This window comes from Corynebacterium sp. HMSC08C04, from assembly GCF_001807495.1.
Lineage (GTDB): Bacteria > Actinomycetota > Actinomycetes > Mycobacteriales > Mycobacteriaceae > Corynebacterium > Corynebacterium simulans.
This window is the reverse complement of record NZ_KV789202.1, coordinates 65,140-80,558: the sequence shown is the minus strand read 5'-3', so window position 1 is coordinate 80,558 and position 15,419 is coordinate 65,140. Positions and strand designations below refer to the sequence as shown.

Annotated in this window: 15 protein-coding genes; 11 read left to right on the top strand and 4 right to left on the bottom strand. The window is 60.6% G+C overall.

Annotated features, from left to right (window positions below; all coding sequences use genetic code 11):
* Positions 1-116: 116 nt before the first annotated feature.
* From betA to HMPREF3169_RS03500, 8 genes are all read left to right on the top strand, one after another.
* Positions 117-1,892, top strand: coding sequence for a choline dehydrogenase (betA, locus tag HMPREF3169_RS03535; RefSeq protein ID WP_070455694.1), 1,776 nt, complete (start codon positions 117-119; stop codon positions 1,890-1,892).
* A 21-nt stretch (positions 1,893-1,913) separates the two neighbouring features.
* Complete coding sequence (locus HMPREF3169_RS03530) at positions 1,914-2,624, top strand: LysE family translocator (protein ID WP_070455692.1); 711 nt, start codon at positions 1,914-1,916, stop codon at positions 2,622-2,624.
* Positions 2,625-2,649: 25 nt separating this feature from the next.
* Positions 2,650-3,003: a DUF2218 domain-containing protein gene (locus HMPREF3169_RS03525; protein ID WP_062036311.1), complete on the top strand. Its 354-nt coding sequence runs from the start codon at positions 2,650-2,652 to the stop codon at positions 3,001-3,003.
* Positions 3,004-3,013: 10 nt separating this feature from the next.
* Positions 3,014-3,340 (top strand): YbjQ family protein, encoded by a 327-nt coding sequence (locus HMPREF3169_RS03520; protein ID WP_062036309.1) that lies wholly within the window; start codon positions 3,014-3,016, stop codon positions 3,338-3,340.
* Between the two features lie 100 nt (positions 3,341-3,440).
* Entirely contained in the window at positions 3,441-4,268 is an 828-nt protein-coding gene (locus HMPREF3169_RS03515) for a CE1 family esterase (RefSeq protein WP_148132097.1), read from the top strand.
* Positions 4,269-4,278: 10 nt separating this feature from the next.
* Positions 4,279-4,566: an RNA-binding S4 domain-containing protein gene (locus tag HMPREF3169_RS03510; protein ID WP_070455689.1), complete on the top strand. Its 288-nt coding sequence runs from the start codon at positions 4,279-4,281 to the stop codon at positions 4,564-4,566.
* Positions 4,566-5,360 carry a VOC family protein gene (locus HMPREF3169_RS03505; protein WP_070455687.1) on the top strand — a complete coding sequence of 265 codons (795 nt, stop codon included), beginning with the start codon at positions 4,566-4,568 and terminating at the stop codon, positions 5,358-5,360. Before HMPREF3169_RS03510 ends, HMPREF3169_RS03505 begins: the two co-directional genes overlap by 1 nt.
* Positions 5,361-5,654, top strand: a complete 294-nt coding sequence (locus HMPREF3169_RS03500) for an MGMT family protein (RefSeq protein WP_070455686.1) — start codon at positions 5,361-5,363, stop codon at positions 5,652-5,654.
* On the opposite strand, the gene HMPREF3169_RS03495 is transcribed toward HMPREF3169_RS03500, so the two are convergent.
* Both HMPREF3169_RS03495 and HMPREF3169_RS03490 read right to left on the bottom strand, forming a co-directional pair.
* A complete protein-coding gene (locus HMPREF3169_RS03495) occupies positions 5,638-6,468 on the bottom strand; it encodes a PrsW family intramembrane metalloprotease (RefSeq protein WP_070455684.1) in 831 nt (276 codons plus the stop codon). The genes HMPREF3169_RS03500 and HMPREF3169_RS03495 overlap by 17 nt on opposite strands.
* Positions 6,465-7,028 (bottom strand): hypothetical protein, encoded by a 564-nt coding sequence (locus HMPREF3169_RS03490; protein ID WP_070455683.1) that lies wholly within the window; start codon positions 7,026-7,028, stop codon positions 6,465-6,467. The genes HMPREF3169_RS03495 and HMPREF3169_RS03490 overlap by 4 nt, the downstream gene beginning before the upstream one ends.
* Before the next feature lie 42 nt (positions 7,029-7,070).
* Between HMPREF3169_RS03490 and HMPREF3169_RS03485 the strand changes: the two genes are divergently transcribed.
* Complete coding sequence (locus HMPREF3169_RS03485; protein ID WP_070455682.1) at positions 7,071-9,008, top strand: M13 family metallopeptidase; 1,938 nt, start codon at positions 7,071-7,073, stop codon at positions 9,006-9,008.
* Here HMPREF3169_RS03485 and HMPREF3169_RS03480 read toward each other — a convergent pair.
* The gene (locus tag HMPREF3169_RS03480) at positions 8,995-9,501 is read right to left on the bottom strand and encodes a CG0192 family protein (RefSeq protein ID WP_062036293.1); all 507 of its coding nucleotides are present in this window, start codon (positions 9,499-9,501) and stop codon (positions 8,995-8,997) included. The two genes, HMPREF3169_RS03485 and HMPREF3169_RS03480, sit on opposite strands and share 14 nt — an antisense overlap.
* Positions 9,502-9,531: 30 nt before the next feature.
* On the opposite strand from HMPREF3169_RS03480, the gene HMPREF3169_RS03475 reads away from it, so the two are divergent.
* Together HMPREF3169_RS03475 and HMPREF3169_RS03470 are read left to right on the top strand one after the other, a co-directional pair.
* Entirely contained in the window at positions 9,532-10,365 is an 834-nt protein-coding gene (locus HMPREF3169_RS03475) for an alpha/beta hydrolase (RefSeq protein ID WP_062036291.1), read from the top strand.
* 248 nt (positions 10,366-10,613) lie between these two features.
* Positions 10,614-11,903 (top strand): PepSY-associated TM helix domain-containing protein, encoded by a 1,290-nt coding sequence (locus HMPREF3169_RS03470; protein WP_239240472.1) that lies wholly within the window; start codon positions 10,614-10,616, stop codon positions 11,901-11,903.
* Between the two features lie 132 nt (positions 11,904-12,035).
* Here the strand turns inward: HMPREF3169_RS03470 and HMPREF3169_RS03465 are convergent, their stop codons facing one another.
* Entirely contained in the window at positions 12,036-15,401 is a 3,366-nt protein-coding gene (locus HMPREF3169_RS03465) for an arabinosyltransferase domain-containing protein (RefSeq protein ID WP_210385667.1), read from the bottom strand.
* Between the last annotated feature and the right edge of the window lie 18 nt (positions 15,402-15,419).

Here is a 15,419-nt window from a genome sequence, read left to right as displayed (position 1 = left end):
AGTGCCCGCACATGAGGCGATGTGAATAAATACAGACTTTTGTATAAATTACAATGTTTTCACTTCCGGTGGGACAATCTTGACGTGTGAAATATTTCACAGAAAGAAGGGGATTTATGGGTTTTATGGACAAGCTGACCAAGAAGCGTTCCGCTAAGAAGGTCACCGATGAAGTAAGCGACGTAGTCGTCGTTGGCGGTGGCTCCGCAGGCTCCGTCATCGCCGAACGCCTGACCGAAGACAAGAACACTCGTGTGCTGGTCCTTGAGGCCGGACGCAACGATTCCCTGTGGGATCTCTTCGTCCACATGCCTTCCGCATTCTCTTTCCCGATTGGTGCAAAGAACTACGACTGGATGTACGAATCCGAGCCGGAGCCAGAGATGAATGGCCGCCGCATCTACCACGCCCGTGGCAAGCTGCTGGGTGGCTCTTCTTCCGTCAACGGCATGATTTACCAGCGTGGCAACCCCATGGACTACGAGAAGTGGGCCAAGAACCCGGGCATGGAAAACTGGGACTTCGCGCACTGCCTGCCTTATTTCAACCGCATGGAAAACGCCGCCGCGGCAGAAGATAACGATCCGCGCCGCGGCCACGACGGCCCGCTCTACCTTTCCCGCGGTCCTGCAACCAGCGAGCTCTTCCAGGCCCTGTTCAAGTCCGTGCAGCAGGCCGGCTACCACCTGACCAACGACGTTAACGGTTACCGCCAGGAAGGCTTTGCTCCTTTCGACCGCAACATCAAGCACGGCAAGCGCTGGTCCGCCGCGCGTGCATACCTGCACCCGAACCTAGACCGCGAGAACCTCGAGGTTCGTACCCGCGCGTTTACCACCAAGGTTCTCTTCGAAGGCCAGAAGGCCGTCGGCGTGGAATACGAGTGGAAGGGCGGCGTCCACCGCGTATTCGCCGAGAAGATCGTCCTTTCCGCTGGCGCCATCAACACCCCGCAGCTGCTGCAGGTCTCCGGTGTCGGTGATGAGGAACTGCTGCGCAAGCACGGAATCGACGTCGTCAAGCACCTGCCGGGCGTCGGCGAGAACCTGCAGGATCACCTCGAGGTCTACATCCAGTACGAGACCACCAAGTCCACCGCTTCTTCCCAGCCTTACCTGGACAAGTGGCGCTGGCCATTTATGGGCCTGCAGTGGATTCTCACCAAAAAGGGCCCGGTCGCAACCTCCCACTTCGAGGGTGGCGGATTCGTTCGTTCCAACGAGAACGAGGAATACCCGAACCTGATGTTCCACTTCCTGCCGATGGCAGTGCGCTACGACGGCCAGAAGGCCGACGTCAAGCACGGCTTCCAGTGGCACGTTGGCCCGATGTTCTCCGATACCAAGGGCCATGTCCGCATCAAGAGCGCCGATATCCACGAAAAGCCGGAGATTCTCTTCAACTACCTGAAGACCGACCAGGATCGCCGCGAGTGGGTCGAGGCAGTGCGCGTTGCGCGTTCTCTGCTGGACACCGAAGCCATGGCTGAGGTGGGCGCCCGCGAGATCAGCCCGGGCCCTGACGTGCAGACCGACGAGGAGATCCTCGAATGGGTACGTAACGACGGTGAGACCGCACTGCACCCGTCGTGCACCACCAAGATGGGCTCCAAGGATGACCCTATGGCGGTTGTGGACCCAGAAACCATGCAGGTCTGGGGCATTGAGGGCCTCTACATCGCTGATGCTGGCGTCTTCCCGTCCGTGACCAACGGCAACATCTACTCGCCAACGATGATGGTGGGCGAGAAGGCCGCCGATCTGATTGCCGGAAAGAAGCCTTTGGCACCGCTTAACGACGTAACCTGGTACAAGGCTGGCGAGGATATGCCGCTGTACGCCCCAGGCGAGGCAGTGCGCGATCACAAGCAGGCCGTAAAGGGTGCTTACTAGAAGAGCCAAAAGAAGGGTCGGATGACTTTAGCTGCATTAGTTTCGCTGCTAGGAGTGTGGGTGGCGATGATCGTCGCTCCCGGCCCTGATGTAGTGCAGGTCATCCGCGTCGCCCCGCGGTCCATGCGTGCCGGAATTATGTGTGCGCTGGGCATCTGCACTGGAATCGTCGTCTGGCTCACCGCCTCCCTGGCAGGACTATCTGCTCTTATCGCCGCTCGCCCCAGTCTGCTCGGCTTGCTGCAGCTGGTGGGCGGCGGCTTCCTTCTCTGGATGGCCTATGGCTCCATCCGCTCGGGCCTGGCGCAACGGCGCTCTGCCCTTAGCTCTGCCCGCAGTACTTCACAGGACTCGGCAGAAAACGCGGGAAGCTTCGACGAGGAGCACATCGAGCAGGCAGTGAGCACTGGCGACGTCGAGGACATCACCGCTGGCCGCGCCTACAAGCTGGGCCTGCTCACCAACCTTTCCAACCCGAAGGCGCTTGTCTTCTTCGGTGCCGTCTTTGCCCAGTTCATTCGCCCTGACATGGGGCTTGAATGGACCGTGTTCATCGCCATCATCCTGACTGTGGTCTCCGTGGCGTGGTTTTCTACCTTCGCGCTCATCGTCCGCGCGGCGGCGCGTTTCCTCACGAAGTATTCGGCCCATCTCGATATCGGCTCGGGCCTCATTTTCGGCGCCTTGGGCTGCGTGATGATTTATGAGGGAATCCTCGCGCTGGTTAGGTAAACCTAAATCACGTACAGTGACCGGCATGAGCAATTCCACCGCACGCGTTTCAACCGATCGCCCGGCACGCTACGGCAAGCAGCTGGCATCACATTTCTCTGCCAAGATTGACGCCCACTGGGACCCAGAAACCGAAACCGGCCGCTGCGTCTTCGAGCGCGAAAACACCCGCGGCACCCTCGACCTTGCTGTTGAGCCCAACATCCTCCTCCTCAACGTCGAGGCAGACTCAGAAAGCATCAAGTCCGTCGAGCACGTTGTGGCCCGCCACCTCGTGGGCTTTGGCAAGAAAGACGACTTGAAGGTCGAGTTCACCCGCGCCGACGGCACACCGGGCGTGTACTTCAGCGTCGCTGATCTTCCCCCAGAACGCAGGTAGTCTAGGGCTCATGATTTTCACCACTACCAACAACGTCGATGGTCACGAAATCACCGAGTACATTCGCGTCATTGCGGGTGAGACGGTGACCGGTATTAACTTCCTCAAGGACTTAGGCGCCTCCTTCCGCAGCTTCACTGGCGGCCGCTCCGCTGGCTATGAGGAAGAGGCAGTCAAGGCCCGCGAGGCTGCCCTTAACGAGCTGTGGAACCGCGGCCAGGAGCTGGGCGCCGACGCCGTCGTGGGCATCAGCTTTGATTACTCGCCTATGGGCCAGGCCAACGACATGCTGATGGTCACCGCCACCGGCACAGCAGTAAAGCTGCGCGCTCTCTAGATAGGTGCGCAAGTATCTTTTAATAGCGCTGTGCCTAGGCTTGAGCGCGTGCTCGCACGTCGATGAGCCGGGGCACGGCCCTTATGATTATCCTGCGGACATGGCAACGGCCTCGGAAAAGGCCGAGCTTCCTTCCCAGGGCGCAACGCAGACCGGCCACTATCGCACGATCGAGCTGCCCAGCGGCAGAAGCTTCATCGCGCACGTACCCGATAACTATGACGCAGCGCAGCCCGCGCCGGTGGTCATGGTCTTTCATGGATATAACAGCGATCCCGCGACCATCTTTCAGGACACTGAGCTCTATGAGGCCAACGCCATCACGCTCTTTCCGGCGGGTATTGGGGAGGCTTGGGCGCCTGCGCCTTATGCGCAGACTTCCTTGGGGGAAGACTTCGCTTTGGTGGATGACGCCTTGGCCTGGGTTAAACAGAATTACAACACCGATGGCCGCGTCTTTGCCGCAGGCTTTTCCAATGGCGGCGGTTTCGTGCGCGCCCTAACCTGCAACCGGCAATTGGACGGCGCCGCCACGGTTTCCGCGGCGAACTACGATGCCGTGGATGAAAGCTGTGAAGGAAAGCCCACCCCTTATTTTGCGGTGCACGGCACTGCCGACGTCGTTATTAATTACGGTGGCGGCACCGCCCACGGTGGCCACTACCGCGGTGTGGAGGAGACCATGGCGGAAGTCGCCGAGGACAATGCCTGCGATCCTTTCCCCGCCGAGCACCGGGAAGACGCAGTTACCCGTTTTACATGGGGATCGTGCGCTATTCCTACCGTGAGTTACAAGATTAAGGGCGGAACTCATACCTGGAACGGTGGCGTAACGGATCGCAGCGGGCTTGTCCCGCACGATTGGGCAACCAACTCAATTTTGGACTTCTTCAAGGTTGAGTATCCCGGCAAGGTGCCTTCTCGGTAAGCTATGCCGCATGTTAGAAGTCTCAATCAAGGGCGATTTCATTAAGCTCGGCCAGTTCATCAAGCTGGCCTCCCTCGTGGGTACCGGCGGTGAAGCAAAGGAGCTCATCGCGCAAGGCGAGGTCCAGGTCAATGGGGAAGTGGTGACCCAGCGCGGCGCCACTCTGCACCCCGGCGACGAGGTGAGCATCGCTGGCACTTCTGCCCGCGTGGCCGCAGCAGATGAGGACGAGGACGATTACTTCGATGAGGCCACAGCAGACGATGACTTCGATCCGGAGAAGTGGAGGAACATGTAATGCCCGCTTTCGAAGCTGAAGTAGGCATGCCCTACTGGATCGACCTGACCACCTCTGAGCCGCGCAAGTCCGTGAACTTCTACGAGCAGGTGCTGGGCTGGGAAGTTGATTCCGCTAACGAGTACCGCGTGGGCCGCGTGCAGGGCCTGCCGATTGCCGGCTTCATTCCGCAGCCAGAGCAGGCTTCCATGCCGGATACGTGGGTGACCTACTTTTTAAGCAAGGACATCGACGGCGATTGTGCGCGTGCGGAGCAGCTTGGCGGCCGCGTGCTGGCACCGGCAACGCAGGTGGAACTGGGCCATATGGCGCTGCTTGTCGACGTCGCGGGTGGCATGTTTGGCCTCATCCAACCGGCGGGCGCGGACCAGTTCGTGGCCGGCGGCGAACCGGGCACGCCGGTCTGGCACGAACTGACTGCCACTACCAGCTACCAGCAGGCCTTGGACTTCTACGGCGAGCTGTTTAACTGGGAGGTCCGTGGCGGCGATGCTTATGCCACCGCGGAGGAAGATGGCGCGCCTTTCGCCGGCTTTTGGAACGCGGAGGGTCAGTTCCCGTCGCAGGTGCCAAGCTTCTGGCAGACCTACCTCGGCGTGCGTGATCTCGAGGCGGCTGCTGCCAAGGCAGTAGAGCTTGGTGGTGAGGTTATCCGCGAGCCGTGGGATTCGCCTTTCGGGCGCCTGTGCCTGCTGGCTGATTCCACCGGCGCTACGGTCACTCTGGCCGAGGTCGAGGACGCGCCGGAGGAAGAGCCGCGCGAGTCAGATGACGTGCTCAACCTCGACTTTTAGATGAAAGACAAGGTAGAGGAAGTAGCGGAGGTCGTTCGGCGCATTCCGGCCGGCAACGTCTCTACCTACGGGGAAGTGGCTAAAGCGGCGGGCTGCCATGCCCGCTACGTGGGTTGGGTGATGAAGAAGGTCCCCGGCCTGCCCTGGTGGCGCGTGGTCCGCGCTGACGGCTCTTCCCATGCGCCGGAGCTTTCCATCCCCTATTGGGAGGAAGAGGAAATCAGCCACTCGGGTGCTCGCGTGGACATGCGCCGCCACGGGCTAGACGCCGCGGACCTCAAGCGGTTGGGGTGACGTAATAGGTGTCATCCTGCTTGGCCAGCTTGTTGCCGCGCAGGATGAGGAAGATGCTTAACGGGTAGAGCACCAAAGCCACGACGATGTATTGGATGATCGTGAAGATCTCGTTGTCATGCATGTAGTTCCAGCAGAAGTGGAAACTAAAGGAGCATGCCAAAAATCCGCAGAGAACGCCTAAGCGCCAACCGCGCGACTTTTTCGCCGCAAAGATAGCCCAGCCGATGCCCCAGCCGGCCATGGCGGTGAGTAACACGTGCAGGCCAGGGCCTGCCACTAGGCGCAGGCCCCACATTTGCAGCATGCCTGACCAGTCATTGAGCGGATGAACGATACCGCCCATGATGCTGTACATGACGTTTTCTACCATCTCGAATCCAAGGCCCACGCAGGCGCCGACTATCCAGCCATGCCAAGGTCGGTTGAGCTCTCGGTAGGAAAGCAGAATAAAAAGCACACCTGTGGCCTTGGAGATCTCCTCCGGATAGGCGCCGGTCCACGATAATGCGGCGGCCTTCCACCCAAGGGAAAGCGCAAGGTCAGTAAGCGGGGAAGCGCTAAGCATCACAAGCCCCAGCGCGGTACCGCCGCCCCAGAGCAAAGCGGGCGGAACCCAGCGGCGGCCAGCGCCCGGCCACATGGGGCTAAGCCGTAGCAAGAAGAGAAAAAGGGCGGCAACCACAGCGCCAATCGCGATGCTGGAAAGCAACAATGTCGGTGCGATGAGCCCCAAGCTTAAGAGATTAAAAAGCAGCGCAAGGATGCCAAGGGCAATCATCACCCACATGGTATTGCGGAAAAGCTTGTTCATGAGCCCACCACCATTTTCTCGTGCCAAGGCAGGTTCGCGTGGCCGAATGCGTGCCAAATGCGCTCGCCTGTGGCAAAGGTTTGCGCCGGTGAGCTGCTGCTCAAGATAACCATGTAATCCACCTTTGCGTCCGCGCCCTCCCCGTCGCGGGAGAGGACAAGTGTGCCGGAGGGGTCGTCGTAAAGCGCGAGTGCATCGCCTTCATGGAAGATTTCCGCCTCGGAAGTATCGCCCATGCTGTAGCCGCGCACGGCGCGCCGGGCGGCGGTGTCCTCCTCGCTGTCGCTGAGATCCTCGAGCGCCGTGAGCTGGACCAGCACCTGGCCGCAGTCCCAGGCTTGCATCGCCATCGCGTCTGCATTCGGGGTGCAGTACAAATCCGGCACGGGGATTTCCCAGTCAAAGCCCGGCGGGCTGAGCACTACTTCTTCCGCCTCCGGCCCAGGAGTGGGAATAATCGCGGCCAAGATGGCAGGCAAGCCTAGCGCCAAGAGCACGCCACCTGCGGCGAGAAAGAAATGCCCGCGCAGCTGCGCAGGAGGAAAACGATAAGTTGGCATAACCCACACCTTATAGACCGCGATTGACATAGAGTGGCTGGCATGAAAGATCTCTACCAATTTGCCAACGGACCATGGCTACAATCCCACGTCATCCCCGATGATCGTGGCGTTGATGGCACCTTCCACAACCTGCGTGACGAGGCGGAAGAGCTCGTGCACGAGATTGTTAAAAATGACACTGGGCGCCCAGGAGCGCTCTACGCATCGCACCTTGATACCGAGGGCGTAAATGGTGCAGGCATGGCGCCAATTGACGCCGACCTCGACCACCTCACCGCAGCCGACCCTCAAGAGCTGGCGCAGCGCCTCGGCGAACTCGAGCGCGAGGGAGTCGGCGCCCCGGTGACCTTCTGGGTGGAAAAGGATTCCGGCTCCGAGGAAGCCGTGGCCTATGTCATCCAGTCTGGCCTGGGCCTGCCGGACGAGGCCTATTACCGCGAGGAAGCGCATGCGGAGACGCTGGCTGCATACGAAAAGCACGTGGCGCAGATGCTGGGCTTCCTGGATCCTGCCCGCCTGTTCGGCTTGGGCGCCGACGTTGCCGCCACGCGCATCGTGGGTTTGGAGAAGGAGCTGGCTGCCGGTCATTGGGATGTCGTTTCCACGCGCGATGCCGTGAAGACTTATAACCCGATGCCTTTCGAGGAGCTGCCGGAGTTGGCACGCGCCATCCTTTCAGGTGGCGGCCTGGAAGCACAGCGTGTTGTGAACATGATGCCTTCCTACCTCGAGCACTTCGAGACGCTTTTCACCGCGGACCGCATGGCAGATTGGCAGCTGTGGGCCACCTGGCACATCCTGCTTTCCCGCGCGCCGTACCTGCCGGAGGAAGTCGGCGCGAAGAACTTCGAGTTCTACGGCACCCGCCTTTCAGGTGCTACCACTCAGCGTGACCGCTGGAAGCGCGCCGTGGGCCTAGCGGAGTCCCTGGTGGGCCAGGAGATTGGCAAGGTCTTTGTAGACCAGCACTTCCCGCCGGCATCTAAGGCGGAGATGGACACCCTAGTTGATTACTTAACCGCTGCCTACCGCGAGCGCATCTCCCAGCTCGAGTGGATGACGCCCGCTACCCGCGGGCGTGCCTTGGAGAAGCTTGCCCAGTTCAAGGCCAAGATTGGCTACCCGGATAAGTGGCGCGACTACTCCGATCTTTCCTTCAGTGCGTCGGGCAAGGACCTGATTGCGAACGTGCGCGCTGGCAACGCGTGGGCACACGACTTCGAGCTGCGCAAGATCGGCAAGCCGGCGGACCGTGACGAATGGTTCTCCACCCCGCAGACGGTCAACGCTTTCTACAACCCGGTGGTCAATGACATCACTTTCCCAGCCGCCATCCTGCGCGCGCCGTTCTTCGTGCCTTCTGCTGAAGGCGGCGACGTTGCAGAGAACTTCGGCGCAATCGGCGCGGTCATCGGCCACGAGATCGGCCACGGTTTCGATGACCAGGGCTCGCAGTACGATGGCCAGGGCAACCTGAACTCCTGGTGGACCGAAGAGGACCGCACGGCATTTGAAAAGCTCACCGCGAAGTTGGTGGAGCAGTTCAACGGCCGCGTGCCTTCCGTTCTGGAAGGCACTGATTCCGCGGGCGTCAATGGCAGCTTCACCCTGGGTGAGAATATCGGTGACCTGGGCGGACTGGGCATCGCAGTGGTGGCTTACAAGAACTACTGCGCGGACAACGGCCTCGACGTCGCCGGCCAGGTGGCCCCTTTCGAGGTAGAGGACGCATCTCCTGCGCTTTACGACGCCGAGTACAACGGCCTGCAGCGCCTCTTCCTGTCCTGGGCGCGCGTTTGGCGCACCGCAATCCGCCCGGAGATGGCCACCCAGTACTTGGCCATCGATCCGCACTCCCCGGCGGAGTTCCGTTGCAACCTCATCGCGGCGAATGTGGCGGAGTTCTACGAGGCCTTCGAGGTAGAGAAGGATTCTCCGTTCTACCTGGCCGAGGAAGACCGCGTCACAATCTGGTAAGACGCGCCGCGAGGTAGTCGGTTCCGGTCTCGGAGTCGACTACTCGTAATTGCCCAGCCTCCGGTGGGGTAACGGTAAGGGTGGGCAAGAACTCGATTTCGCCAGGTAGTCCGCCGGTGCCATAGGCGTGGAAGCGCTGTGGGCCGGTGGAGTATGCGGCGGAGGTTTCCTCGTTTTGTACAAGATGGACCCATTGTGTGATGGCGACTGGGTCGTCTTCGGCGCGGGCTACCGAGCGCTTTCCGAGCACGGAGTGGTCCATGGCGCACAGTGGTTTGTTGGTGGCATTGTCGGCGGCGCGGTAGGTGACGGGGAATTGGACGATGTTGCCGGCGTAATCGTGGCCGAGGAGGACTTCAATGCCAACTTCGTCATCAGGATCTACTGCGCGGTAGCTTCCAATGATCTCGTCGATGTGGGCGTGCTTAGCTGCGATTTCGGCTTTAGTGGGGGATAGTTCGGCGGTGGGGTGGAGTTTGGCTACCTTCGTCATGGCCGCCATAGTAGCGGTAACCTCGAATGCATGACTTCGATTGAGCAGTGGCAGATTGGCGGCCAAGACCGCCAGTTGAGCGAGGAGGAGCAGCTGGAACAGCTCTACACCTACATGCAGGTCCACTACCCACTGCCGGATTTCCGTCCGCCGTGGGCTGGCGGCGGCTCGCCGGATGCTGACCGCTACTGCGCGCTTTTACCGGATCGCATCACGCAGGCTTCCATGATGGTCTTGGGCACTGCGGTTGACCACGCGCTGCCGGGTACCAAGTTCACTGATGGAATCACGCAGCGTGACACTGAGGTCGGCGCCATCTTCGAGCCCACTGCGCCGAATGGCAAGTGGGCAGTCTCCCTCCACTCCGGCGGCTGGTGGCGCGGTGATGGAACCGCGTTAGAGATGCAGTGGCGCCCCGAAGTTGCCGCCGCAGCACAGTTGTCCGGCACCACCATCATCGACGTGGACTACCCGCTAGCACCTGAACACAGCGTGGCTGACATGGTGGAATCCGTCAACAAGGCCATCGCTTATGCCCGCGAACAAGGTGCGGCTTCCGTGACCGTGTGGGGCTACTCCTCGGGCGGCGCCTTGGCTGCACTCGCGCCCGCCGATGCACTCATCCTTACTTTCCCCGACTTCGCCGCGCTTTCCAATCTCCCCGAGGAGATCCGCGCCGGCTACGAGCTGCCAAACGAGTACCCGCGCACACTCGTCCAGACTGCGGTGCAAGACGAAATCGCCGAGCGAGTCACCATCCCTGGCGCCGAAACCGCCGATTACGTCTCCACTCACCGCATCTCAACTCCGGCAGTGGCCCGCCAGCGCATCATGGACACCGCGGACTTCCTGCGCTCCGTCTAAGCCGCCTGGTTTTAGCGTTTAGCGGTTTGGTCCCATTGGTTGGATCCCCTTGGGGGTAAAGCTACCCAATGGGGCATCCCGCACGGCTTCGCTACTCGTAAAGGGACCATTAGAGGGGGACCCAACCAGGGAAACCAAACCGAATTGAGGGCAACCTGACCACTGCCGGCAAAAGTTCCCGCGATTCGAAAGGATCACAAGAAAACTTTATCGGGAACTATTGCTAATAGCGTCGCGACTATTCACCCATGAGTATTTCCAATCATGGTGCGATGTCGCGCTTACACAAGACAGCCGGTGTTCTCATAGCGCCGTTCCTCATCGTTGCAGCGCTGAGCGGGTTCTTCTACGCCTTGGCCCCCAGCATCGAGTCGGTGGTGTACAAGAATGAGATCGCGGCGTCAGGAAGCGGTGAAGCACACAGCCTCGACGAGCAGATCGCAGCAGCCCAGAAGGTCTATCCGGATCTCGCAGTAAGCAAGGTGCAGGCCTTCGACGACAGCGAGAAGAACACCCGCGTGCTCTTCGCGGATGACGCACTGAAATCCTCCAGCTACGCCCACGCAGTGTTCGTGGACCCCGCCACGCTCGAAATCAAGGGTGACCTCGTGCAGTATGGCTCCTCTCGCGCATTGCCGTTGCGCAGCTGGCTCTCCGAGGGGCACCGCCGCCTCTGGCTTGGCGACGCCGGCCGCATCTACTCCGAGCTCGCCGCCTCATGGCTGGGCGCACTGGCGATCATGGGCATCTACCTGTGGTTCAAGCGGCGTCGGAAAGCGGGCAAGATGCTCACCCTGCACTCCAAGATCGGCGCGTGGCTGTTGCCCGGCTTCGTGTTCCTCACCATCACTGGCCTGACCTGGTCCTTGGTTGCTGGTGAAAACATCTCTACCCTGCGCGAGAAGATGGACTGGATGCAGCCCAAGCCCGCAGCAACTGCCGCCGCGGACCCGCATGCCGAGCATCACCATATGGACATGACGGGGGACATGAACGTGATGGGCGGCGCAGACGCGTTGGCGGCCGCGCGTTCGGCAGGGTTGACCGGCATCCTCGACATGACGCCGCCTTCCGCGGAGACGCCAGCGTGGACCGTCACTGAGGCACGCCAAGACTACAAGCTGAGCTACGATGCCATCGCTGTCGACCCGCACACTGGCGAAGTGGTGGACCGCGTGGACTTTAAGGACTGGCCGCTCATGGCCAAGGTGGTCCCATGGCTCATCCAGCTGCATATGGGCACCTTGTTCGGAATCTACAACCAGGTTGCGCTTGCGCTTCTCGCGCTAGGCCTGTTGGCGGTCAGCGTCATGGGCCTGTGGATGTGGTTTAGTCGCCCGAAGCGCTCGCTCCAGCACCTGAAGCTCTCGCCAGCGCTGGTCGTGGGCGCGGTGCTGTATTCCATCATCGCTCCGCTCTTCGGCGCATCCCTGGTGCTGTTCTTCCTTGTGGATTGGGCAGTGCAGCGCGCTAAGAAGGCGAAACAGACCGAGCCACGCGAAACCCAAGAAGGGGAAAGCATCAAGCAACCTGTCTAGGACGATTGCCATAAAGTAACGAGAGGGAGGACCACCTGGTCCTCCCTCTCTCGTACTCGCTGGGTCCTACTTCTCGCTGGGTGCTTTATCACGCTGGGTGCTATTACACGCTGGGTGCTATGCCACCCAGCGTTATTTCTCCTCAGAGCCCTCCGGGCGAATCTTCATCTCAGATTCCTTCCAGAGTCCGGAGCGCGAAACGATCTCATGATCGATGTTCGCCTCGGCAGGTGCCTCGCCCTTGGAGTTGGTGCGCAGCTCGTACTTTTCGATTGCGCCCCAGTCTCGAGCCCAATCATTGTTGAGGTAGCTCGGGATCTCGTAGGAGTAGTTGACTGCCTCAGCCGTGGCCATCGCGCCACCGCCCGAGAAGGACTGGAAGTCAGTCAAGGACGTCTGCGCCGCTGCATCCGGCAGGATGCGGTATTCCGGAATCTCCGTCACGCCCGCATAGTGGTCGAAAGTGCGCTGGCATGGGAACTGCAGAGCCACAGACCAGTCCATCAGCGCCGGGGTCTGTGAATCGAACTGCGAGTTGATGGTCGCAAGCTCCGGCACGCGCGGCGGAGTGAAGGCGAGCCATTCGTCCTCGTCAGTGGAATCATCCACGGCCACCAGGCGGACCACGTTGGCCTCAGCTGGCAGCTTGTCCAACGGGATGCGTAGGTTGCGCCACTTCGGGGTAGCGCCGACGTCGGAAAGCTCTGCTTCGCCCTTGTTGGTGGCCTTGCCGTCCTTGTAGGTGGCGTACTCCAGCTTGAGCTCCATGCCGTCCTGCTCGATGCCGTTGACATCGTGGTGGTAGATGTTGCCCGCCGCAGAAACAGCCAGAATCGGGGCGTTTTCCTTGGCCTCAGGCAGGTTGTACCACTGGGTCGTTACGGTAGAGGTAGAACGCTGCTTTTCATCGTAGGAGCCCAAAACCGGTACCTTGTTGTAATCCAGGTTGAAAGGCAAGTGACGGGTCGAGCCGTTTACGCCCTTGGTCCCACGCACGCCGCCGCTTTGCTCATTGGCAGACTTTTCGCTGCTTTCCTCCGACTGCGCGGCATCGGCAGAGTCAGCATTTTCTGCCTTCTCGGTTGAGGTATTCGCAATTGCGCCAACCGACGCCGAGTTCAGATTCTCCGGCTCGATGGATTCCGGGATGTTATCGGGGCCAAAGCCGAAGGAATCTTCGCTTGGGTCCTCCAGCGAGTCCTTGAGCTCGCCTTCAACCGGGCTGAGGAAGGAGTCGTTGGTGTTGGTCTCTACCATCGTGGCGTCGGCAAGCGAGCACTGGTTGCCCTTCAGCGAGGCCAAGTTGCCCTTGCCCACGGAGTAGGAATTCTGCTGCGAAGCATAAGCCTTAGCGAAGGATGCACACGAGAAGGCCACAATCAGCGCGCAGGCCAAAGCCAGCGGCGCGGACATGATGCCTGCCCAGCGCGAAACTTTGGCGGCGGCCTGTGCCTTGAACTCCTCGAGGCGGCCTTCCTCTTCTGCTTGGGCCTTGCGGTAACTGTGGAACATCGCCTGGACGACGCCGACGGCAAGGACCACCAAGCCAATAAACAGCAGCACGGTGTTGGCCTCAATGGCCTTGAGCTGAACCGTGCGATCCCACCACGGGATGCCGAAGGAGGAGACGTACCACCAGGCATTCCAGCCAGCCATGGAGATAGCCAGCAGGAAGATGACCGATGCGAGGGCGAAGGTGCGCGCGCGTGGCGAGCGCATCGCGATCTGGGAGAGGACAACCGCGCCCAATGCCGCAATCACGCCCGCGACGCCGGCGTAGATACCGAAGTGGTGGGTCCACTTGGTTGGGGTGAACATCAAGAAGAAGGTGCTAAGCCCAATGATGAGCAGCAGGCGCTGGGTTGGGCCGACCGCTGCGCCGACGATGCGGCGATCCTTGATGAAGGCATAGATGATCAGCGCCAAGCAGAAGATCATGGTGAACATGGCGAAGCGGCGGGTCATCGAGCCGTCCACGGACTGCTGGAAGAGCGTGGTGTAGCGCACGTACTCCGAGTACCACGGCAGCGAAGGGCCGACCTCAGAGCGCACGCGGGTGGACTCCATGACCGAAGCCAGCGTCTGATCACCAAAGGCTGCGACCATGATGGCGGTGCCGGAAGCGAGGAAAGGTGCAATCATGGCGAGCCAGCCCACGTGCGGGGCGCGCTCGGCCATGAAGGCAAATAGCTTCGGCAGTGATACCAAGAACACGCCGACGGCGAAGAGTCCGGTAGGACCAGCGCCCAGCGTCAAGGTTGCGGCGATGGTGCCCACGGCTGCTGGCAGCAGGCGGCGGGCGGCAATAGAGCGTTCGAAGGAAGCCCAGGTCACCATGACACCGAGAGCCACGATCGGCTCTGGGCGGATGCCGTTGTTATATGGCAGCCAGAATGCCAAGAACATAAAGGCGGCGGTCCAGTGCGCCACGCGGCGGCCATTAACTAGGTCACCAAAGCGCGGCAGAATCTCGCGCGAGAGAATGAACCAGACGATGAATGCGGAGATGAGCGCAGGCAGACGCACGAACATTGACGTACTGGAAATCTCCGACAAGAAGGCCACGAGGTCGTAGTACGGGGAGCCGAACGGGGCCTCGGGAACGCCGTACCAGCGGTAGTAGTTCGCCATATAGGAGGCGTGACCGGAAACGCGGCCCATCGTCAGGATGAAGCCGTCATCCGAGGTATTTGCGCCGAAGATATGCCAGAAGACGAGGACGGCAGCAACCACGCCGTCGAGCGGGCGGATCTGCTTCCAGGTGGCAGGCATAAAGCCCAGCTTGCGCCCGTCTAGACGGTCAATGCGCCACAGGCAGATAAGGCTCAGGATGGTCATGGCTACGCCCAGCCACATCGCAATCTTCTTTAGCAAAGAAGGCGAGGAGGTAAAGCGCGAATTGATATCGACGTGGACGTTTAGCCCTTCGTCGACAAGCTTTGCGGCATCCTTATCTTCTAGCTCGGTGTAGACGCCGGTGACCTGCGGACGAACGTCGTCCTTCGTGGTCTCGGAATGCTTATCCACGCTGACCGTGGTGCCGGAGCCGGAGGAGTCGATCTTGAGCACGGCGTCGTCAGGCAGTGCGGCTACTTCCTTGGGGGTAAGGGCAAGCAGCACCTCGTCCAAGGAGACGACGGAAAGGCCTTGGTCGCTCACGCGGACGAACATGCCGCGGTTGGAGGCCTTGGTGGATTCCGGCGGGATGGTGCCGTAGAGCAGGTCCTGATCATTATGGAGCTGGTCTGCGGCGCTCAGCGGGATCTCGGCCTTGATGTCCTCCGGCGCCACCGAAATCAGCGGGGCGTTTATGGACTGCAGCGAATTATTCTGCGGCCAATCAAAAGAGGACTGGGTTTGGTTCACCGGAAGTAGCGGGGTCGCTACAAAACAAATGAAGCCAATCAGGCCGGCAATAATGGCGGTTAGCCGCAGCGAACGCGGGGCGTCCGCTATGGCTAAGCGGGTATTTTCGGTACTAGGAAGGCTAACTGACACGGCGATCAGTTTACGGCA